Origin of the sequence: Synechococcus sp. N5 (genome assembly GCF_900473925.1) — a bacterium.
In the GTDB taxonomy this organism is placed as follows: domain Bacteria; phylum Cyanobacteriota; class Cyanobacteriia; order PCC-6307; family Cyanobiaceae; genus Parasynechococcus.
On sequence record NZ_UCNI01000006.1, the window covers coordinates 56366 to 76067 of the forward strand.

18 protein-coding genes and 1 tRNA gene are annotated in these 19702 nt (G+C 64.5%); 12 read left to right on the forward strand and 7 right to left on the reverse strand.

The window, feature by feature from the left end; translation table 11 throughout:
• Positions 1-4: 4 nt before the first annotated feature.
• Positions 5-577, forward strand: a complete 573-nt coding sequence (locus DXY03_RS05710) for an alpha/beta hydrolase (protein WP_115009568.1) — start codon at positions 5-7, stop codon at positions 575-577.
• Here the strand turns inward: DXY03_RS05710 and DXY03_RS05715 are convergent, their stop codons facing one another.
• Positions 578-946 (reverse strand): DUF3155 domain-containing protein, encoded by a 369-nt coding sequence (locus DXY03_RS05715; RefSeq protein ID WP_011363271.1) that lies wholly within the window; start codon positions 944-946, stop codon positions 578-580.
• Between the two features lie 340 nt (positions 947-1286).
• Here DXY03_RS05715 and DXY03_RS05720 point away from each other — a divergent pair, with 340 nt between their 5' ends.
• Positions 1287-2408, forward strand: coding sequence for a sensor histidine kinase KdpD (locus DXY03_RS05720; protein ID WP_115009569.1), 1122 nt, complete (start codon positions 1287-1289; stop codon positions 2406-2408).
• Here DXY03_RS05720 and cobS read toward each other — a convergent pair.
• Complete coding sequence (gene cobS / locus DXY03_RS05725; RefSeq protein ID WP_115009570.1) at positions 2368-3138, reverse strand: adenosylcobinamide-GDP ribazoletransferase; 771 nt, start codon at positions 3136-3138, stop codon at positions 2368-2370. The genes DXY03_RS05720 and cobS overlap by 41 nt on opposite strands.
• A gap of 29 nt (positions 3139-3167) precedes the next feature.
• Between cobS and tgt the strand changes: the two genes are divergently transcribed.
• The gene (tgt, locus tag DXY03_RS05730; RefSeq protein ID WP_115009571.1) at positions 3168-4286 is read left to right on the forward strand and encodes a tRNA guanosine(34) transglycosylase Tgt; all 1119 of its coding nucleotides are present in this window, start codon (positions 3168-3170) and stop codon (positions 4284-4286) included.
• 31 nt (positions 4287-4317) lie between these two features.
• Entirely contained in the window at positions 4318-4461 is a 144-nt protein-coding gene (locus DXY03_RS05735; RefSeq protein ID WP_025362038.1) for a photosystem II reaction center protein K, read from the forward strand.
• 4 nt (positions 4462-4465) lie between these two features.
• On the opposite strand, the gene DXY03_RS05740 is transcribed toward DXY03_RS05735, so the two are convergent.
• On the reverse strand, positions 4466-5200 hold the full coding sequence (locus tag DXY03_RS05740; RefSeq protein WP_115009572.1) for a WecB/TagA/CpsF family glycosyltransferase: 735 nt from the start codon (positions 5198-5200) through the stop codon (positions 4466-4468).
• 48 nt (positions 5201-5248) lie between these two features.
• Here DXY03_RS05740 and DXY03_RS05745 point away from each other — a divergent pair, with 48 nt between their 5' ends.
• Positions 5249-8425: a glycoside hydrolase family 15 protein gene (locus DXY03_RS05745; protein ID WP_170952009.1), complete on the forward strand. Its 3177-nt coding sequence runs from the start codon at positions 5249-5251 to the stop codon at positions 8423-8425.
• 15 nt (positions 8426-8440) lie between these two features.
• On the opposite strand, the gene DXY03_RS05750 is transcribed toward DXY03_RS05745, so the two are convergent.
• From DXY03_RS05750 to DXY03_RS12245, 3 genes are all read right to left on the reverse strand, one after another.
• The gene (locus DXY03_RS05750) at positions 8441-9448 is read right to left on the reverse strand and encodes a Gfo/Idh/MocA family protein (RefSeq protein WP_115009573.1); all 1008 of its coding nucleotides are present in this window, start codon (positions 9446-9448) and stop codon (positions 8441-8443) included.
• Between the two features lie 37 nt (positions 9449-9485).
• On the reverse strand, positions 9486-10769 hold the full coding sequence (locus tag DXY03_RS05755) for a hemolysin family protein (protein WP_115009574.1): 1284 nt from the start codon (positions 10767-10769) through the stop codon (positions 9486-9488).
• Between the two features lie 13 nt (positions 10770-10782).
• Positions 10783-10855, reverse strand: a tRNA-Ile gene (locus DXY03_RS12245).
• A 567-nt stretch (positions 10856-11422) separates the two neighbouring features.
• On the opposite strand from DXY03_RS12245, the gene pyrE reads away from it, so the two are divergent.
• The gene (gene pyrE, locus DXY03_RS05765; RefSeq protein WP_115009575.1) at positions 11423-11995 is read left to right on the forward strand and encodes an orotate phosphoribosyltransferase; all 573 of its coding nucleotides are present in this window, start codon (positions 11423-11425) and stop codon (positions 11993-11995) included.
• Positions 11992-12786: a glycine cleavage T-protein gene (locus tag DXY03_RS05770; RefSeq protein WP_115009576.1), complete on the forward strand. Its 795-nt coding sequence runs from the start codon at positions 11992-11994 to the stop codon at positions 12784-12786. The genes pyrE and DXY03_RS05770 overlap by 4 nt, the downstream gene beginning before the upstream one ends.
• Here the strand turns inward: DXY03_RS05770 and DXY03_RS05775 are convergent.
• Positions 12768-14243, reverse strand: a complete 1476-nt coding sequence (locus DXY03_RS05775; protein ID WP_115009577.1) for a TM0106 family RecB-like putative nuclease — start codon at positions 14241-14243, stop codon at positions 12768-12770. The genes DXY03_RS05770 and DXY03_RS05775 overlap by 19 nt on opposite strands.
• A 53-nt stretch (positions 14244-14296) precedes the next feature.
• On the opposite strand from DXY03_RS05775, the gene DXY03_RS05780 reads away from it, so the two are divergent.
• From DXY03_RS05780 to DXY03_RS05800, 5 genes are all read left to right on the forward strand, one after another.
• Complete coding sequence (locus DXY03_RS05780) at positions 14297-15760, forward strand: phosphoglucomutase/phosphomannomutase family protein (protein ID WP_115009578.1); 1464 nt, start codon at positions 14297-14299, stop codon at positions 15758-15760.
• The gene (gene rdgB, locus DXY03_RS05785) at positions 15757-16338 is read left to right on the forward strand and encodes an RdgB/HAM1 family non-canonical purine NTP pyrophosphatase (protein WP_115009579.1); all 582 of its coding nucleotides are present in this window, start codon (positions 15757-15759) and stop codon (positions 16336-16338) included. Before DXY03_RS05780 ends, rdgB begins: the two co-directional genes overlap by 4 nt.
• Before the next feature lie 69 nt (positions 16339-16407).
• Positions 16408-17445, forward strand: a complete 1038-nt coding sequence (locus tag DXY03_RS05790) for an SAM-dependent methyltransferase (protein ID WP_115009580.1) — start codon at positions 16408-16410, stop codon at positions 17443-17445.
• Entirely contained in the window at positions 17445-18500 is a 1056-nt protein-coding gene (locus DXY03_RS05795; protein WP_115009581.1) for a Glu/Leu/Phe/Val dehydrogenase dimerization domain-containing protein, read from the forward strand. The genes DXY03_RS05790 and DXY03_RS05795 overlap by 1 nt, the downstream gene beginning before the upstream one ends.
• A complete protein-coding gene (locus DXY03_RS05800; RefSeq protein WP_115009582.1) occupies positions 18497-19687 on the forward strand; it encodes an FAD-dependent oxidoreductase in 1191 nt (396 codons plus the stop codon). The genes DXY03_RS05795 and DXY03_RS05800 overlap by 4 nt, the downstream gene beginning before the upstream one ends.
• The last annotated feature ends 15 nt before the right edge of the window (positions 19688-19702 follow it).

The following is a 19702-nucleotide window of genomic DNA, read 5'->3' on the forward strand; positions in this document are numbered from 1 at the left end:
CCCCATGGATGGCCGGCTGGTGCTGCTCCACGGCTGGGGAGCCAACGGAGAAGATCTCAAACCCCTGGGCGATCGCCTGGCGCGAGAGTGTTCCAAGACCCTTGATGTGGTGTGCCTGGAGGCTCCTGAGCTCCATCCCGACCAACCGGGAGGGCGTCAGTGGTACGGCCTGTTCCCAGCACAGTGGGATGCCGTGCCCGCGGCCGTTGAGCGCCTCAAGACTCAACTTCAGAGCCTGAGCAGCTCAGGCCTTGGACTCGAACGAACGGTGGTGTTCGGCTTTTCCCAGGGGGGAGCCATGGCCCTGGAAGGCGGCTGCGCCCTGCCCATCGCAGGGCTGATCAGCTGCAGCGGCTATCCACACCCCAATTGGGCTCCGCCCCAGCAACATCCCCCAGTATTGCTGATGCATGGTTCAGACGATCCCGTGGTGCCGTTCCAGGCCATGCAGTCGATCGCTACGCAGTTGCAGCCCGATCAATGTCAGACAGTTCCATTCAAAAACGGCCACACCATCCCTGATGAGACGGTGCAGCCGATCCTGATGTTTATCGAGCGTGTTCTGGAGAACGCCTGATCAAACGAAGGCGTATTCGTACTCCTCCATTTCCTCCCAATCATCAGCGCCAAGCTCGAGCCCCTCGAAGAGCTTGTCTTCACCGATGGAATCAACAATCGTGCGCAATGAGGGGAAGAGGAAATGGTTCTCTTCGGCGTATTGAGCGCTGAACAGACCTTTCTCACCCCAGAAGAAGCGGTCGGTGGTGTGCTCATTGCGGCGCACATTCAGCAACGCCGGAGGAACCAGTCCGCCCTCAGCGATGTAACGACGAGCAGCGGTCACGGGCTTGTACTCACCGGTTTCGAGGTGATGGGTTGGCACATGGGCCAGGACCCGCTGACCTGCCAGGCGACGACGGCTAATGCGCTTGCGCTTCTTGGACATGGGAGGGCTCCGGTACGAGAGGAAGAACGGGGTGGATCGTCAGAACAAACAGGTGCCGTCGGCGCGAAAACGCCAGACGCAAGGGAAGCGTCGGGGCAATTGCAGACACACCACAATCACCGGCAGGACACCAACACCCAAGCGGGAACCAGCGGAGGACACTGCAACCTCTGCTGTAGCTTTGGTTGCGAAGCAATTGCAACCGTTGTGAGAGCTGGCGGGCGTCTGTTCATGGTGAACAGCGCCTCGGTCGATAAGAGGATCTTAAGACTTTTCCCAGATTTTTCAAGTCCCCCTGGCGCAGGCTTGCCCAAGCACCTGAATTGATCGTCCGGAACTGATGCAGCTCACCGATCGATTCTTCGATTTCACCGATCAACAGCTGGCTGATCTAACCGCCAAAGAAGGCATCCAGCATCTGGGGCTGTACGTCAGTGCGCCACCCAATCAGCAAGGTCCGCCACTGCTGCTGATCCGGCAATGGTCAGCCAATGAACGATCGCTTCCCCCTGCCGACGCAGACCCGAACCTGCGCCTGCCGCACGAGAGTCGGCGCTGGTACCCCCTCCAAGATGCCGGTCTGATCCTGGGAGCCCTACGCGCGGACCTGGATCCGCAGCGGAGCTGGACGCTGACCCTGGACCAACGGATGCGGCGCAGTGCCGCCGCCATCAGCCACGCCCTGGGGCGTGACCTGGAATGCCTGCAACTTCGCCAGGAACTCAGCCAACAAAACGAGCAGCTGCGCACCCTCGTGCATCAGCTGCGCAATCCACTGGCTGCCCTGCGCACCTACGCCCAACTGCTGCTGCGGCGGCTCGAAGCCGACAGCTCCCACCGCCCACTCGTGGAGGGAATGCTCTCGGAACAACGCCAACTCGGCCAATACATCGACGTGCTCGATGGCCTCGGGCAACAACGTCTCCCCGCACAGGCCCCCCTTGGCCCCACCCTGTTGCCCCCAGGGCCTGCCGAAGGTGAGGCCACCATGCAAACCCTGCTGATGCCTCTGCTGGAGCGGGCGGAAGCGACGGCAAGCCTGCAGGGCCGACCCTGGCGGGGGCCAGACCTGTGGCCCCAGTGGATTGATCAACCGTCCCAGGACGGAACGATCGCGGAGATCGTCGCCAACCTGCTTGAGAATGCCTTCCGTTACAGCCCAGCGGGCTGCAGCGTGGGGCTGTGCCTGTTGCCCGATGGACTCTGCGTCTGGGACAACGGGCCGCCGATCTCCCTGGAGGAGCGCGACCTGATTTTCGAGCGGGGAGCACGAGGGTCCACCGGACAGGACCGGGCGGGCACCGGCCTTGGGCTCGCCCTTGCACGCTCACTGGCGGAGCAGCAGGGCCGCAAGCTCACGCTCTGCGTGGAGCCTTCCACGATCGTTCCGGATCTGCCCGCTCAGGGCAATGCATTCGTGCTCAGCTGGCCGGCAGGAGCAAGGCCAGACCCAACAACGTGACCATCTCGGTGAGCACAAGAGCTGCTCCATAGCTGTCACCGGTGTGCCCCCCCAATCGTCGCCCAAGGCTCTGGGCGACAAGGATCGCCACCACGCCCCCCAGGAGAAGGGGCATGGCCCCCACCCAACCGGCCAAGAGAACCACCACCAGAAGTGAGGGCAGAGCATCCCAGAGCGGCCTGCCGTGCTCGCGATGAAACGCCGCGGTTCCATCAGCGCGGAGGTAGTCGAAACGTGCCATGGCCCAGAGCGGCGCCACCCGGGCCCAGAACGCCGCCAGGCAGAGCCCAAGCGGGGCATGGCCCCCCAGCTGGATCAATGCCGCAACCTGTAGCAGCAGCACCATCACGAGAGCCAGCACACCACTGGCGCCCACCCGGCTGTCCTCCATCGCCTCGAGCCGCCGCTCCGCTGGCGCCCCGAGGCCATCCGCCGTGTCGATCAGGCCGTCGTGATGCAAGCCACCACTGAGCTGGATGCCGAGAGCCACCACGCAAAGGGCACAGGCCGCCGGAGGCCAGGAGAGCTTGGACAGACCAATCCAGAGCAGCCCCTGCAACGCACCGATCAGCAGCCCCATCCAGGGGGCGAAGCGGGCAATGCGCTGAAACGAGGGCTGCGGCCAGGGCCATGCTGGCAGCACCGTGTAGAAGATCCAGGCTCCCGCCAGATCGGAAAGCCAGGGCAGAACGATCCTGGGAATGGCGCGAGGGATGCAGTCGGCCCTCACCGTAGGGTCAATGCAGGGGCGGATCAGTCGTGTTCGGCTTCGAGATCAACGCGCATTGCGCCAACACATCAGCACGGTGCGGCACCTTTGAGACCCCGCATGGGCCGGTGCACACACCACGCTTCATGCCGGTGGGAACCCTGGCCACCGTCAAGGGCATCAGCACGGAGCAGCTCAGGCGCACGGGAGCCCAGATGGTGCTCTCGAACACCTACCACCTGCACTTGCAACCGGGGGAGGAGATCGTGGCGGCGGCCGGTGGCCTGCACCGGTTTATGGGCTGGAACGGCCCGATGCTCACCGACTCCGGGGGCTTTCAGGTGTTCAGCCTGGGAGACCTGAACAAAATCGATGACCGTGGGGTTGTGTTCCGAAACCCCCGCGATGGACGCACCATCGACATGACCCCGGAACATGCCACCCGGATCCAGATGGCCCTCGGGGCGGATGTGGCCATGGCCTTCGACCAGTGCCCGCCCTATCCGGCGACGGAGAACGACGTCATCGATGCCTGTCGCCGCACCCATGCCTGGCTCGAGCGCTGCGTCACAGCCCACACCCGGGAGGATCAGGCGCTTTTCGGCATCGTTCAGGGCGGCTGTTTCCCCCATCTGCGGCGGGAGAGTGCCATGGCCGTCGCCTCCTTTGATCTGCCGGGCATTGCCGTCGGTGGCGTCAGCGTTGGTGAGCCCGCTGAGGAGATGCATCGCATCGTGCGGGATGTCACGCCCCTGCTTCCTTCACACAAACCGCGCTACCTGATGGGCATCGGCACCCTGCGCGAGATGGCCATTGCCGTGGCCAACGGGATCGACCTGTTCGACTGCGTCCTGCCCACCCGACTCGGCCGTCATGGCACCGCCCTGGTGGGCGGTGAACGTTGGAACCTGCGCAATGCACGCTTCCGCCACGACCACACTCCCCTGGATCCGAGCTGCTCCTGCGTGGCCTGCACCGGTCACACCCGGGCCTACCTGCATCACCTGATTCGCAGCGAGGAGCTGCTGGGCCTCACCTTGTTGAGCATTCACAACATCACCCATCTGGTGCGTTTCACCTCGGCCATGGCACAAGCGATTCGCGACGGCTGTTTTTCAGAGGATTTCGCTCCCTGGGAGCCAGACTCGCCAGCCCATCACACGTGGTAGCGTCCAGCCCAACGCCTTTTTGATACAAGGGATGGCCGCCTTCACCCTCGACCTGCTGGCACAGCTGCCCGAGGCCTATCAGGCCTTCTCTCCGCTGATCGACATTCTCCCGTTGATTCCGGTCTTCTTCCTGCTCCTCGCCTTTGTTTGGCAGGCCTCTGTGGGCTTCCGCTGAAGCCTCAGCCCAACCGGATCACCTTCAAAGCAAACGCTGGCAGCGACAGCATGCGTCGCCAGCGTGATGGCTCCTGAATGAGCCGATACAGCCACTCAAGCTGCATCCGGCACATCCAACCGGGGGCACGTTTTTTGGTGCCGGCCCAGACGTCAAAACTGCCGCCGACACCCATCCAAAGTCCTGGCTGCCCGGCCGCCACGCGTTGCGACCAGGTTTCCTGGCGCGGCACCCCCAGGGCCACCAGCACGAGATCCGGCTTCAACGCCTTGAGCTGAGCCTCAACGCCCGGCCAGGCCTCGGGGGCTTGATAGCCGTCCACCGCGAGCGCCAGGTTGAGGCCACGGATGCGTTGCGGCAACTCCGCACGCAGTGTTGCCATCACCTCAGGTGTCGCCCCCACCAATGCCACACGCCATTGGTGGGCTGCGGCGTACTCCAGCAAGGTCCACGCCAGTTCAATGCCGGCAGTTTTGACAACCCGGATCTGCTGACGGCCCAGGGCCCAGACCACTCCCGCTCCATCCGGGATCACCAGATCAGCGGTTCCGATCGCCTGCCCCAAAGCGGCATCGGCCCGAGCCGACATCGTCATCTCAGCGTTGAGGGTGACGATGCGTCCGCCGCCCCGTGAATGCAGACCGAGTGCAGCAGCACAGACATCACGGCAGGCATCCACCGGCACGCCGAGCACCTGGCAACGGCGACGGTCGTCGGGAGCAGTGCTGACAGAGTCCATGGCCGTGGGGCTGCGTTGGAGAATTTAGGGGTGGTGATGCATGAGGGCATGGTTGTGACGACGACGGAAACCCTTCCGCAGAACCACTCCGCCACCCTTCAGCGTCTGGATCAATCCATCCAACGGGTGGTTCTCGATCGGCAGGACCCGATCAGTGGCCTGCTCCCCGCCAGCACCGCTCACACCATTCATGGCAACTACGGCGATGCCTGGGTGCGGGACTGCGTCTATTCGGTGCAGTGCGTCTGGGGACTGGCCCTGGCCCACCGCCGTGAGCAGGGGCAGAACAGCCTGCGCGCCTGGGAGCTGGAGCAGCGGGTGGTGGCCCTCATGCGCGGTCTGATGCGCTCGATGATGCGGCAGGCCCAGAAGGTGGAGCGCTTCAAGCAGAGCCTCAACCCCCTCGACGCTCTTCACGCGAAATACGACAGCTGCACCGGCGAGCCGGTGGTGGCTGACGACGCCTGGGGGCATCTCCAACTCGATGCCACCTCCCTGTTTCTGCTGCAGCTGGCGCAGTTGACCAAGGGGGGCTGCGCGGTGGTGCAAAGCCGTGACGAAGTGGATTTCCTTCAAAACCTGGTGCACTACATCGCCAGGGCTTACCGCACCCCCGACTACGGGATCTGGGAACGGGGCGACAAAGGCAACCATGGTTTACCGGAGCGCAATGCCAGCTCCATCGGCATGGCCAAAGCCGCCCTGGAGGCCCTGGATGGGCTTGACCTCTACGGCCCCCATGGCGACGGCAGCTGCATCCTGCTGATTCCCCAAGGGGCCATCGTGCGCCTCCGTCGCGCCCTGCAAGGGCTCCTGCCGCGGGAATCCGCCAGCAAGGAAGCAGACAGTGCCTGCCTCTCAGTGATTGGATATCCCGCCTGGGCCGTGGAAGATGCCGCCCTGGTGGAGCGCACCGGCCGGCGGATTCGACGGGAACTCGGCGGGGCTTATGGCTACAAACGCTTCCTACGGGATGGTCACCAGACGGCGGTGGAAGACGTCAACCGCCTGCACTACGAACCAGAGGAGCTCGCCGCCTTTGAAGGAATCGAGTCGGAGTGGCCGTTGTTTCTGGCCTTCGAACTGGTGACCGCATGCTGCGAAAGACGCTGGGAGGAGGCCCGGCGCCTGCACAGCCAGCTCAAGACCCTGGCCGTTGAACAGGACGGGGAACGTCTCTACCCCGAGCTGTATCAGGTCCCGGCCAGTGCTGTCGATCAGGAACGGCTCAATCCAGGCAGCCAAGAGCGGGTGGCCAACACCAACCTGCCGCTGATCTGGACCCAGAGCCTGGTGTGGCTTGGGGAAATGCTGCTGGACGATCTGATCCGTCCCGAGGACATTGACCCCTGTGGACGCAGGGAGCCGCAGTCGCTCGGCGCCGACAGTGTTCTTGTGGCGATGGCTGCGGAGACGGATGACGTGCGCCAGGCACTGCTGGCTGCAGAGGTGCCGATCGACCCAACCTCACTGATTTCCGTGCAGTCGTCCGACGAGCTGAAGCAACGGTTGAAAGCCGCCGGCACCAATCCGCGACTTGAGCTCACCGGGCGCCCCGGGCACCGGGTGGAAACCGAGGACACGGCTCGGGTCTACCGCCAGGACGGCGCCATCAGTGTGTTCACCCCGTCCGTACTGGAAGACGTCAGCAGCTATCTGGCCGATGACCCGGAGGAGCTGGTTGAAACCGTTGTGGACGAGCTGCATCTGCTGCAACGGCACTGGCGCGGCATGGGACGTCCCCTTCTGGTGATCCCCATCCGCGACGCAGCCCTCCTGCAGCACCGCGACGTCATCCTCAAACTGGCCCGGCGACTCGGCAGCGGCGTCATTGAAAGCATCCCCGTCCGCTTGGGCTGCCTCAGTGAACTGGTGGATCAGGCGCAGGAGGTGCAGCTTCCGCCGCTCCAACAGAAACCGGTTCCATGCTCCGAGCCAGCCAAGCCGCTTCTGCGCGACGCCACCGATCTGAGGGATCTGACCGCCGCAGAGGAGCAGGAGCTAGATGACACACCGATCGAACAATTGAGCCAGCGCCTCTGGAACAGTGCGCTGCTGCATGAACAGGCGGAAGTGCTCGAGTTGCTGCAACGGCGTCTTGGCCCCCAGGGGATTCAACGCAGCCCCGAGGGCCATCCGGTGGCCCTGCGCACCCTGCTTGAGGAGGTCTATCAACGGGGCTTGCGTTGTGAAGACTGGAATGTGGTGCGTCGCTGTGCTGGCGCCATGGGAATGGTGCATCCCCAACTCGAAGATGCCCTCACCGATCTTCTCGTTCGTCAGAAACAGGTGGTGGTGGGGCGCAACTACACCGGCGACTCCCGACTGCGTCAGCCGATGGACAGTGCCGCCATCGCCGAGCGGATTGAAAACACCAGCGGAATCGACGGCCGTGAACGCATGCTCGAACAGGAACTCCTGCTCGCCCTCGACAGCGTGGCGCGGCGGGAGCCAGCGCTGCTGAAGGGGAGCCTCACCCTGCAGCTGGGGCAGCTGATGCTGCTGCTGACATCAGAGCTGGCCGTGGAGAAAACGCTCAGTCAGGACGAAGCCTTTGAAGCCCTCTGCAGCGAAGCACCCCATGCGATTCGCAAGCGCTTGCGCGCCGTGCTCGACGATGTGGACCATGCCAGAGCAGCCCTGCAACGCGGCGAACAGCTGCACATGAGCGGCCGGGTGCAGTGGTCAGTGCCTGACCCGTTGGAGGAAACACCGGGGGGTGGGGATTGGCTTCAACACCGCATCCGCCTGGGTTCCTTCCAGAAGGTTCCCCGCGATTTCTATGCCGGGATCTGGTCGCTGCTGCAGCACTGCCGCGGCCTGGTGATTGGCGACAAGCTGGAGCGGCGCAATCGCCTTAACAGCAGCCTCGTCCTCGAGAAGACGCCAGGGGAGCGCAATTTTGCCGCCCAGGTCGACCATTTGCTCAGTCGGATCAAGGCACCGGAATACCGACAACTCTGCAGCGAATGCCTACTTTCGCTGATGGCCTTTGTCGAAGCCAATCCAGAGGTGCGCTTCGAGGATGACCTGGCCCTCGACGTGGTGATCGGTCATGCCGTCAGGGTGGGCTGGCAGCAGAGCCATCCCTCTCTTCGTCCAGAGAACTACCCGCAACACAAGGCCCAGGCCTGGGGGCAGTTTTATCGGTCCTCACCCGGTGACTGCCGACGCTGGCAGGTCACGGCGTTGCGGGAACTGGCCGAACAGCAGGGGCTGGTGTGATCCCGGTGAAAGCCCTCAGATCGGTGCGCACAGGGGCGCCCCCGTATCCGGGTGTTCAACGGCCTGCTCGATCAGGTCTGCCAGCTTGAGAGCCCGCGAGGCCTGAAGACCATCCACCGCAGGGGTCTCCCGGCCGCGAACGCACTGCAGAAAGTGCTCGAGCTCGGCATAGAGCGGTTCGATCGAGGTGGTGCTCACCTCCTCGATGAAGCCGTCATTCCGATACAGCAGCTCGCCGTGATCAGCGGAATACCACTCATGGGCCCGGCGATGAACATGCAGGGTGTGGTTGAGGAAGTCCGTCTCCACCAGGCTCGAACGGCAATGGGCACTGAGGCTGCGGATTTTGCGGTGGCTCATCTTGCTCGCCGTCAGGCTGGCCACAACACCGTTCTCGAAACCCAACGTGGCGTTGACGTAATCGATCGGGCCTTCGGCACTGCGACCGCCGGCAGCGGCAAGCCGCACCACCGGTGCCTTCGCCAGCTCCAGCACGAGGTCGATGTCATGGATCATCAGATCCAGCACCACAGAGACATCATTGGCCCGATCGGAGTGGGGGCTGTGGCGACGCGCTTCAAGAACCACCACCTCCTCGTTGGCCACCACCTTGGTGAGCTCACGGAAGGCAGGGTTGAACCGCTCGATGTGGCCCACCTGCAGCAGACACCCCGCCGCTGAAGCGGCCTCGATCAGTGCGGTGGCTTCGTCCTGACTGGCCGCAATCGGTTTTTCAATCAGAACGTGCACACCCGCACGCAGGCAGGCCAGACCGACGGGATGGTGCAGCAGCGTGGGGACCGCGATGCATACGGCCTCCACCTCCGAGAGCATGGCGTTGTAGTCGGCGAACCAGCGGCAGCCGAATTGCTCAGTGGCGAGTTTGCCGCGCTCAGCATCCGGATCCGCGACGCCCACCAGATCGGCATCCCGCAGAAGGCTGAGCACCCGCGCGTGGTGCCAGCCCATGTTGCCGATGCCGATCACCCCGACCTTGACTGGGACCATGGGGTCGGGAGACATCAGCGCAGGCGGTCGATTGGGGGAAGACTATCGGCCTTCAGTCGGAATCTTCCTCTGAGCTGGGGAGAACAAGCCTGACACGATCGATCCGCGGCCCTGCCATGGCTGTGATCTCGAACTGCAGGCCGTTGAAATGAAGCCCTTCCCCCGCGGACGGAATGTGCTGGAGCCGCTCCAGCAGGAAGCCCGCCAGGGTGTGATGGTCATCGGCCTCGGGCAGATCGAGATCGAGCTGTCGATTGAGCTCGAAAATCTCCAGATCTCCGGCCACCAGCCATGCACCGGGGCAGTCCTTCTCTTCGAGCAGATCCGGTTCATCGGTCTCGGCGGGATCCTCATCACCAACGATTTCTCCGGTGAGGTCAGCTGCGGTCACCAGACCCTCGGTGCCGCCGTGCTCATCCACCACCAGGAGGAGCGGCTGACCGCTGCGGATCATCGGCAGCAGTTCCGCCAGCGTGCAGGTCTCCAGCACGGGCACCGCAGGCTGGAGATACGGCTCGAGCAACGAATCGGCCTGGAGCTCACCCCGTGCGATCGGTTCGGCCATCTGACGCAGATCCAGCACGCCACGCACGTCATCCAATGACTGGCCGATCACCGGAAAGCGTGCATGACGGGTGTGATGCACGGCCTCCATCATTTCCGCAAAACGGACCGTGGCCGGCAGAGTGACCATCCCAGAGCGCGGCACCATCACCTCCCGCACCTGGGTGTCCCGCAGGGCGAAGACACCTTCCAGGATGTTCTTCTCATCCGGGAACAAGCCCGTGACCCGTCCAGACTCCACAAGGGTTTCCAGCTCACCAGCGGAAAGGGCTGGCACCAGCACATCCCATTGGGGAGCCAGGCCAAGCAGGCGCATCAACAGGCCCGCCAGCGCCTCAAGCAGATTGAGCAGTGGGGCCAGGCAGCGCATCACCACCTCCAGCAGCGGCACCAGGCGAAGCGCCGAGGATTCCGGACGGTTCAACACCCAGGCCTTGGGCAGCAAACCAGCCACCAGCGTCGCCAGCAACACGATGCTGAGGAACAAGGCTGTGTCGCGCCAAGCGACACCCACAGACCCATCCGACCAGAGCCGCCCCCCCAGACCACGGCCAGCCCAGCCAAGGGCCACCAGAGCAAGGGTTGCACCCAGTTGAGACACCAGCAGAGCGCGCCGCAGGCGTCGCTGAAGACGCTGGATGGAACGGGCCCCGGCCTGCTCTTCCTCAACGAGCACTTCAACGCGACTGGGGCGTAGCCGCAGCAGGGCCACCTCTGCAGCCGCGAAGAAGGCCGGCAGAACCAGCAGAACAGCCAGCAGAAGAAGCCGCATCAACAGGAGGGAATGGGGGTCGCGAGGATCGAACTCGCCTTAGGCGAATTATGAGTTCGCTGCATTCACCAGATTGCTAGACCCCCATGGGGAGAGTGTTACCACAGGGGAGTCACGCCGGGGGTGATCGTCTGAGGGCGCATCCGGCACAGCTTCGATGGTCTCGGTGGCCGCCAGGCTGCCGTTGAAACCGCTTGAGATATCCATGGTTCGCATCGGCAGCGGTGGACTCTGCTCCTCCAGCAGGGCTCCCGTCGTGTTCTGAAGTGCAGACCCATCCCAGATCAGCGTCTGGTCGGGGAAGCCGAATCCCATGACCCGATTCCCCTCGATGCCGCCAACTGCGATACCCAGAACATCGGTCAATTGATGCAGGGGGTCCACGCCCCGGGCCATGGGCGAGGTCCAGGTGTAGAAGCGACGGTTGACCAGCTCACTGGTGGTCTCCGTGGGGTAGCACACCGTGACTTCAACGGGAGCACCACCACTGCCGGGCATAGGCGCCTCAACACTGGTGGTGCAGACCAACGGGCCCGCCAACACCGATGGGCCGGCGAGCAGAAGCAGGCTCGAACCAAAGAACGACCGCAGCAGCACCGGATGAATCAGCTCTAAGCGCAAACTAAGGACATCTGCGAAGCGCGGCCAGCCCCATGTCTGAATCGTCGAGTGCCCCGACTGAGCGGGAGCAACTGCTGAACCGTCTGGCCACCCTGGCCTACCGATGCGGAGACTTCACCCTGGCTTCAGGCCGCAAGAGCGAGCACTACGTGAACTGCAAACCCGTGAGCCTGAGCGGTTCCGGCCTAGCGCTGATCAGCCGGGCGATGCTCACCCACGTGGAGGCCGATGCGCTGGCCGTGGCTGGTCTCACCCTCGGAGCAGACCCACTGGTGAGCGGTGTTGCCATGGCCGCCGCCGATCGAGGTCGGGAGCTTGATGCGCTGATCGTGCGCAAGGAAGCCAAAGGCCACGGCACCGGTGCTTGGCTGGAGGGTCCGCTCCCTGCCCCCGGGGCACGCATCACCGTGCTGGAAGACGTTGTCACCACAGGAGGCTCATCCCTGAAGGCGGTTCGGCAGCTGCGCGACGCCGGCTACAAGGTGGAGCGGGTCGTCACCATCGTCGACCGGGAAGAAGGGGGTGACGCTGCGATGACGGCTGAAAATCTTGAACTGATCAGCCTTTTCAAGCTGTCTGAAATCGCCGCCTTCACGCCGGCATGAGCAAATTGTTTTGGGACACCCAGGTTCCCTGGCTGCGCTTGAACGGCAGCGGAGCACGCCAGTTTCTTCAGGGGCAGACCAGTGCTGACCTCAACGCACTCCAATCCGGGGATCTGCTTCAGACCTGCTGGCTGACCGCAACGGGACGCTTGCGGGCCGTGCTGGAACTTCGTTTCGATGCAGAGGGGGCCGATGTGATCGTTCTGGCGGGAGAGGCCTCTGCCGTTCACGCTGGATTTGATCAGGTTATCTTTCCAGCCGATCGGGTTCGCCTCCAACCCCTGGGCCAGTTGCGCCGACTGCAGTGGCTGGAGCCCATGGCTGCAGCCGTGTGGTGCTATCCGGATGCGGCCCTGCCGGAGCCCTGGGCATCAGGGGAAGCAGCCACCGCGACGGCTCTGGAGCAATGGCGGCTGCAAACCGGATTCCCCCCGGGACCCGGTGAACTCAATGGCGAGACCAACCCCCTGGAGCTTGGGCTTATCGCGCAGGTCAGCACAGAGAAAGGCTGCTACCTCGGCCAGGAGACCATGGCCAAACTCATCGGCCAGGCAGGGGTGAAGCAACAGCTGCGCTGTTGGAGCTGCCCCAGTCCGCTGGCGGCCGCCGCAAAGCTCACGCTGGATGGCGAGCGAGCCGGGGTGATCACAAGTGCACTAGAACGCGATGGTACTTGGCTTGGGCTGGCCCTGGTGCGCCGCCAGTGCCTGGCCAGTCCAACGCTGGAAGGTCCCAACGGAGAACAGCTCCAGATCCGTCAACCTGAGGCGTTTCAGGATCCCGACGCCTGATCCTGTTCAAGCAACCAGTCGGCTACGGCCCAGGTGGCCAGGCAGTCGTCGCGGTTGTAATCGAAGATCCAGCGCAGCCCGTGCCTGGTGCCGCGTCGATCGGGCCCCTCCCCCTGCCACTGCCGCCACCAGAGCAGGGCCCTGGCCCCATCCACACCGGCCTGACTCCATTGGAACCCCTGCCAAACAGCCACGGCCTTGAGGCCATAACTGGCCAGAGGCAAGCGCCAGTGATGTCTGACCCGGGCATGCACATCCACCAACCGCTGACGAAGCTGCAGCACCTCGGCCTCTGCAGCACCCTGGCGCTCAGCCATACGCCTTAAGGCCAGGCTTTCTGTCTCCCCGTAGTGGAGGATCGGCCAACCCCGATAGCGATTCAGCAACCGTTGCAAACGGAGCCAGCAACGGGCTTCACCATGCTCCGCCAGGGCCAGGATCGGGTGATATGCCACGGATGCCAGATCCCAGTATCCGCTTTTGGTTCTGGGCAACACCAGAAAACCGTGAAGGAAGTCGTGACGGGCGTCGGGATCGGATTCGATGTCGTAGAGCAGCACACCAGGACAGTCCTGAAGTTCCGGCAGTGCCGCTGAGGCATCCAAACGCTCCACCCGTCCATCCCGCTGCGCCCGGGCCTGAGCCACAAGGGATGCGGCCACCTCACCATGCTGATCCCCAAAACGCTGCAGCTGCTCGGCGAGCTGCTCCGGATCAGCCGCGGCCAGATCGGACAAGCCGCGAATCCCAAGCTCCAGCAACATCTCGCGCCGCTTGGCGCCGATGCCGCTGACCTCGCTCAGATGCCCTTCCTCCGCCGCCACGGCATTGCAGGCGACACGCCAGCTGCAAAGTGAGCACTTGCGCCGGTCAGCGGCCAGCGGAGGAGGAACCGGACGCTCGAGGTCAGAGCGCAGTTTGCGCAGCCCCTCCGACAGCTGTCGGCGCAGACCACTGGAGAGATGCAGCCGCTCCTGTTCCAGGCGCCGGCCACCACCGCCGAGCACCAGCATCGACGGAACGTCCCCCTGCTGATGCTGCTCAAGCAACAGAGCCATCAGCGCCAGCGGCAGCTGATGTTCCCGGGTGGTGCGGCGGCCCTGACGGGCCAGCACCGGTTGATAGGCGAAGTCACCCCAGCGGCTCTTCCCCTTGACCCGCCGCAGCAGTGGAGGATGTGCCTCCAACGGCTCACCGGATGGGCCAAGCCCCTTCAGGCGCAGACCCACCACGGCCTCGGCTCCAGCAGCACAGGCAGCGATGCCATGGTCAGGCTTGCGGGGCAGCAAGGCCACAAAACAGCGCTGCTGGTCGTCCAGCAGCAGATTGCGATGGGCCGTCCAACGCCGCTCGGCAGGATTCCCGTGGCGATCGAGCCAGGCCTTGCGACGGCAACGCAGCCAACTGCGCAGCAACCGGTCGGTGAGAGCGTTGTCGGCAGCCGGGGTGTCACCCATCCGCCGACCCTACGGCTGCCAGCTGCTAGATCCACTGAAGTGCAGGCTATGCCATGGCATCGGCTCCCCTCCCTCTGAGTCCAGCTCCGATCAAGTTCGGCACCGATGGCTGGCGCGGGATCACCGGCGTCGACATCACGGTTGAGCGGTTGTTGCCCGTTGCCGCTGCCGCGGCTCAGGAGCTCGCCCATCGCGCCCCCGAAGGTCTCAACAGCCGAACGGTAGTGATCGGTTACGACCGGCGCTTTCTGGCTCCAGAACTGGCGGAAGCCATCGCGGCCGCTGTGCGGGGTTGTGAACTGGAACCCCTGCTCACCGACACCGCTGTGCCCACGCCGGCCTGCAGCTGGGCCGTGGTGAAGCGCAAAGCCCTGGGAGCGTTGGTGATCACCGCCAGCCACAACCCACCGGAATGGCTGGGGCTGAAGATCAAAGGACCCTTTGGTGGATCGGTCGAGGGAGACTTCACGGCCGCAGTCGAACGACGTCTGGCGGCCGGCGGCATCACGGCACCGATCAAGGCGGAAGTCCCCCGGTTTGATGGGCGCGGCGAACATCTGGAAGGGCTGCGCCGCAAGTTGGATCTCAGTGCCCTGGTTGATGGCCTCAAGGCCATCAACCTCAAAGTGATCGTCGATCCGATGCATGGATCAGCCGCCGGCTGTGTGACGGAGCTGCTCGGCCCTGAAGCCGCTGGCGTTGTGGAAGAGATCCACAGCGTCCGTGATCCCTTGTTTGGCGGTCATCCACCGGAACCCCTTGCGCCCTACCTCGGGGGGTTGATCGCGGCCGTGAAAGCCTCAACGACCGCCGGAACTCCTGCGGTGGGATTGGTGTTCGACGGCGATGGTGACCGCATCGCTGCCGTGGATGAAACCGGCCGGTTCTGCAGCACCCAGCTGCTGATGCCCCTGTTGATCGATCACCTGGCCCGAGCCCGCCAGCTGCCGGGCGCCGTGGTCAAAACCGTGAGCGGCTCGGATCTCATGCGGCTGGTGGCGGAGGCCCAGGGACGCAAGGTTCTGGAGCTCGCGGTGGGCTTCAAGTACATCGCCGCAGAGATGCTGGCCGGGGATGTGCTGATCGGCGGCGAGGAATCCGGTGGCGTGGGTTTCGGCATGCACCTGCCCGAGCGGGACGCCCTGTTCGCGGCGATGCTGGTGCTGGAAGCCCTGGTGGAAGGAAAGCAACCCCTGGGTGCGCGTCTGGATGCACTCCAGCAACAACATGGAGGCAGCAGTCACTACGACAGACTCGACCTGCGCCTGGCCGACATGGAGGCACGCCGACGGCTCGAGACGCTGCTGGACCAGAGCACGCCCTCGACCGTCGCCGGCGCAGACGTGCTGGAGGTGATCAGCACCGACGGGATCAAACTGAGGATGGGGCCGAACCACTGGCTGATGCTGCGCTTCTCCGGCACGGAACCGCTGCTGCGGCTCTACTGCGAAGGGCCGGATGCCGAACGGGTGAACGAGGTGCTCGCCTGGGCCCGACAGTTTGCGGAGGCCGCATGAAGACCCTTGTGATCGCCAGCGGCAACGCCGGCAAGATTCGTGAATTCCAGGGTCTGCTGCAGGCCCTGCCCGTCAGCGTGCAACCCCAGCCAGAAGGCTTGGAGGTGGAGGAGACGGGCACCACCTTTGCCGCTAATGCCCGGCTCAAGGCTCAAGCGGTTGCCGCCGCCACAGGGGAATGGGCCCTGGCCGACGATTCAGGCCTCAGCGTTGATGCGCTTGATGGCGCTCCGGGTGTTCATTCCGCCCGCTACGCCCCCACCGACCCGGAACGCATTGCCCGGCTGCTGAAGGCCCTGAACGGCTCAGACCAACGCCAGGCCTATTTCTGCGCCGCGCTCTGTGTCGCCGCCCCAGACGGCACGATCCTGCTGGAGGTGGAAGGCCGCTGCGACGGCTTGATCACGGGCGCACCCCGGGGAGATCAGGGTTTCGGCTACGACCCGATCTTCGAAGTTGCTGGAACCGGCCGCACCTTCGCCGAGATGCCCTTGGCCGAGAAGAAGCAGCACGGCCACCGCGGCAAGGCCTTCAGTCTCCTGGAACCCAGGCTCCGCCAGTTGCTCGAAGCAAGCTGAAGAAGAACCACGGATACAAAGGCTCTCGGGGCATGGTCTGTACGGTGAGGCCTGCCGCTGACGAGGTCCATGGCCATCGCCATGACCACGGGTTACAGCGCGCAGACCGAGGGCGCTCTTCTGTGCATCGAAGCCGCCTCGGACTGGGCCCTGACTTGTGTGAATCAACTGGCTGTTGCTGACAGCCATGTCCTGATCGATTACGGAGCTGCCGACGGTGGAACCGCCGTTGGGCTCTGGAACCAGGTGCTGGATCGCCTGCATGCCAACCAGCCGATGGCCCACCTGACGTTGATCGGCAACGACCTGCCGAGCAACGACAACATCGCTCTGGCCAACAACCTGGCCCTGCAGATCCCCCGGGATCCGAAACCAACGGTGCTGGTGAGTGCCCGCAGCTTCTACGAGCCCTCCGTGGCGCCGAACTCGGTGAGCTTCGGTTTTTCCGCCACGGCCATGCACTGGCTGAGCGCCTCCCCCGGCCCCCTGAACAGCCACACCCATGTGCTGGCGTCCGGTGATGCCGACGCACTTCAGCGCTTCACCGCCCAGGCGATGAAGGACTGGAACCACATCCTCGAGCTGCGCAGCCGCGAACTGAAGCTGGGCGGCCGCCTGCTGACGGTGAATCTCTCCCGTGATGAAGCAGGGCTCTATCTCGGCCACAACGGCGGCGAAACCCGCAACGTGCACGACCAGCTGCACCAGATCTGGCGGGGCATGGCCGAGGAAGGCCTGATCAGCCAGGAGCAGTACCAACAAGGCACAGTTCTCAACTTCTACAAGTCCCCCGAGGAGTTCATGGCTCCGCTGAAGGACGAGAGCAGCGCCGCCCACCGCAACGGCCTGCGGCTGGTGGACGAGCGCACCGTTTACGTGAAGTGCCCTTACCGACGCCGCTGGAACGAGAACGGCGACACGGCGACTTTCGCCGCCGGATTGATGGCGACGATCCGCAGCTGGAGCCGCCACAGCTTCGCCAGTGCTGCCGGCGACACCGCAGCAGACACGGTGTTCGAGCGGCTGCAGCAGCGCATCGCCGAAGCCCCCAGCGAGTGGAGCCTCGACTACGTCGAGCACCACCAGATGATGGAGAAGGTGGCCTGATGAGCAGCGGCAAGAAAACAGCGCCGACCGTGTCGGTGCTGGCGGAACACGTCTCCGACCACCTCTCAGTGTTCGTGGTGGCGGAAGACACCGATGCCAAGCGCCCCGCCAACGGAGGCCTGCGGGTGCTCAATTACCCCAGCGATGAGGCCTGCATCGCAGACGGCCAGCGGCTGGCGGGGTTGATGACCCACAAGCACGATCTTTACGGCACCGGTTTCGCCGGCGGCAAGATCGTTGCCCGGGCCGCTGAACCCGATGCCGTCAAGGATGAGCTGATCAGCGTCACCGCCGAGCTGCTGGAGTCGCTTGACGGCGCGATGATCACCGGCTGCGATCTCAACACCAGCCTGGAAGATATGGAGCGTCTGACGGCGCTCACCCCCCATGTGCTGGCGGCGGTCGGCAGCCCTGTGGACGCCAGTGCCGCCACCGCCCACGGCACCCTCGGTGCTGTGGAGGCCGTGCTGGACAAGGACCTCAATGACGCCCGCCCCGGCCGGGCCCTCGTGCACGGCTGCGGTGCCGTTGGTGGCACCGTTGCCCGCCATCTCGTCGAGCACGGTTGGACCGTGTTCACCGTGGATCTGGACCGCGAGAAAGCCAGTTTTCCCGGCGCAACGCCGCTGCCGGAGAGCTGCGCTTGGTGGGAACTGAACCTCGACCTGCTGCTGCCCTGCTCGATCTCCGGATTGATCAACGCCGAAATGGCGACGGCGCTGAAAACCCCCGCCGTGGTGCCTGCCGCCAATGCCCCCTTCCAGCAACCCCAATTGGCGGATGACCTGCGTCGCCGCGGTGTGCGGGTGCTGCCGGACCCCCTGGTGAATGCAGGAGCTGTGATCGCCGACTCAATCGAGCGGTTCTCCCCCGACGCCTGGAGAGACGCTGGTGCCAAGGACGTCTATGCCTTCGTTCGCGATGAGGTGCGCCGACGGGCCAGCGAGTATCTGAATCAGCGCGAACAGGGCCTGTCTGTGGGTGCAGCCCTTGAGGAGGTGGCTGCAACACCCTCCACCGAGCCCATCGGCCTCAGCTTTGGAGAAAGCGAATGAGCACACCAGCGTCCCTCCCCAGCCGGGCAGCCGTCGTAATCGTTGGCGGCGGCATGGCCGGCCTCAGCTGCGCTGCATCCCTGGCCCGTCGCGGCGTGCGCGATGTGGTGCTGCTGGAAGCTCAGACCCTGGCCCACGCCAAAGCCAGCAGCTATGGCGAAACCCGGATGTTCCGGGAGATGTATTCCGACCCGGTGCTCTGCCGTCTCGCCCAGGAGGCCAACCGCCTCTGGCGCGAGGAAGAAAACCACGCCGGTCAGCAACTGCGGGAGACCCACGGCCTGCTTTTTTACGGCGAAAGCTGGGATGAAGAGACGATCGAGGGGTCGATCCCTGGGGCCCGACGGGTCATGGACGATCAGGGCATCCCCTATGAAGCCCTCGATGCCGGCCAGATCACAGCGCGCTTCCCGTTGAAGCCGAAGCCGGGCTTCACCGGACTGTTCGAGCCCACCGCCGGTGCCGTGCGCAGCGACAGGGTCTTGGCCCACTGGATCAACACCGCCCGCAACGCCGGCCATCAGCTGATCGAGCACTGCCCCGTGGCGGGCCTCGATGCCGATGGCGGTGGCGTCACCCTGGAGAGCGGCGAACACATCGCCGCCGGACAGCTGGTGGTGGCCTGCGGGATCTGGAGCCAGCTGTTGCTGGCACCTCTAGGCCTCGCACCCAAACTGGAGGTGTGGCCCATGCTCTGGGCCCACTACACCGTCGACCCGGCACTTGCCGATCGCTACCCCCAATGGTTCTGCTTCCAGCAGGAACGCGGCGATGACGGTGGCCTCTACTACGGCTTTCCTGTTCTGAGCCAAACGGCGGATGGCCGCCCCCGGATCAAGGCGGGCATCGACTGGGCTCCGCGGGAGCTGCGCGTCGCCGAACCCAACGCCATGGTTAACGAGCCACCCGCTCGCCTGGTGGAGCTGCTCGACACCTTCCTGTTCAACGAACTGGAGGGTGTGCAGGAGCGGGTGGAGACCGTGATCAGCCCTTACTCCATGGCCAGCGACGTGAACTTCGTGCTGGACCGGCTCACCCCGAAGCTGAGCCTGTTCGCAGGAGGCTCCGGCCAGGCCTTCAAGTTCGCTCCCCTAATCGGTGATTCCCTGGCACGCCTCGCCAGTGAAGAACAACCAGCGGTGGATCTCTCCTGCTGGAGCCACCAACGCGCCGCCGTTCGCGCCTGACCCCTCACCCCCCAT

Bases quoted from the DNA above. Each gene is read 5' to 3' on its own strand.
- DXY03_RS05710 (WP_115009568.1), top strand. From the start codon at position 5: ATGGATGGCCGGCTGGTGCTGCTCCACGGCTGGGGAGCCAACGGAGAA.
- DXY03_RS05715 (WP_011363271.1), bottom strand. From the start codon at position 946: ATGTCCAAGAAGCGCAAGCGCATTAGCCGTCGTCGCCTGGCAGGTCAG.
- DXY03_RS05720 (WP_115009569.1), top strand. From the start codon at position 1,287: ATGCAGCTCACCGATCGATTCTTCGATTTCACCGATCAACAGCTGGCT.
- DXY03_RS05735 (WP_025362038.1), top strand. From the start codon at position 4,318: ATGGCCGCCTTCACCCTCGACCTGCTGGCACAGCTGCCCGAGGCCTAT.
- DXY03_RS05740 (WP_115009572.1), bottom strand. From the start codon at position 5,200: ATGGACTCTGTCAGCACTGCTCCCGACGACCGTCGCCGTTGCCAGGTG.
- DXY03_RS05745 (WP_170952009.1), top strand. From the start codon at position 5,249: ATGGTTGTGACGACGACGGAAACCCTTCCGCAGAACCACTCCGCCACC.
- DXY03_RS05750 (WP_115009573.1), bottom strand. From the start codon at position 9,448: ATGTCTCCCGACCCCATGGTCCCAGTCAAGGTCGGGGTGATCGGCATC.
- DXY03_RS05755 (WP_115009574.1), bottom strand. From the start codon at position 10,769: ATGCGGCTTCTTCTGCTGGCTGTTCTGCTGGTTCTGCCGGCCTTCTTC.
- pyrE (WP_115009575.1), top strand. From the start codon at position 11,423: ATGTCTGAATCGTCGAGTGCCCCGACTGAGCGGGAGCAACTGCTGAAC.
- DXY03_RS05770 (WP_115009576.1), top strand. From the start codon at position 11,992: ATGAGCAAATTGTTTTGGGACACCCAGGTTCCCTGGCTGCGCTTGAAC.
- DXY03_RS05775 (WP_115009577.1), bottom strand. From the start codon at position 14,243: ATGGGTGACACCCCGGCTGCCGACAACGCTCTCACCGACCGGTTGCTG.
- DXY03_RS05780 (WP_115009578.1), top strand. From the start codon at position 14,297: ATGGCATCGGCTCCCCTCCCTCTGAGTCCAGCTCCGATCAAGTTCGGC.
- rdgB (WP_115009579.1), top strand. From the start codon at position 15,757: ATGAAGACCCTTGTGATCGCCAGCGGCAACGCCGGCAAGATTCGTGAA.
- DXY03_RS05790 (WP_115009580.1), top strand. From the start codon at position 16,408: ATGGCCATCGCCATGACCACGGGTTACAGCGCGCAGACCGAGGGCGCT.
- DXY03_RS05795 (WP_115009581.1), top strand. From the start codon at position 17,445: ATGAGCAGCGGCAAGAAAACAGCGCCGACCGTGTCGGTGCTGGCGGAA.
- DXY03_RS05800 (WP_115009582.1), top strand. From the start codon at position 18,497: ATGAGCACACCAGCGTCCCTCCCCAGCCGGGCAGCCGTCGTAATCGTT.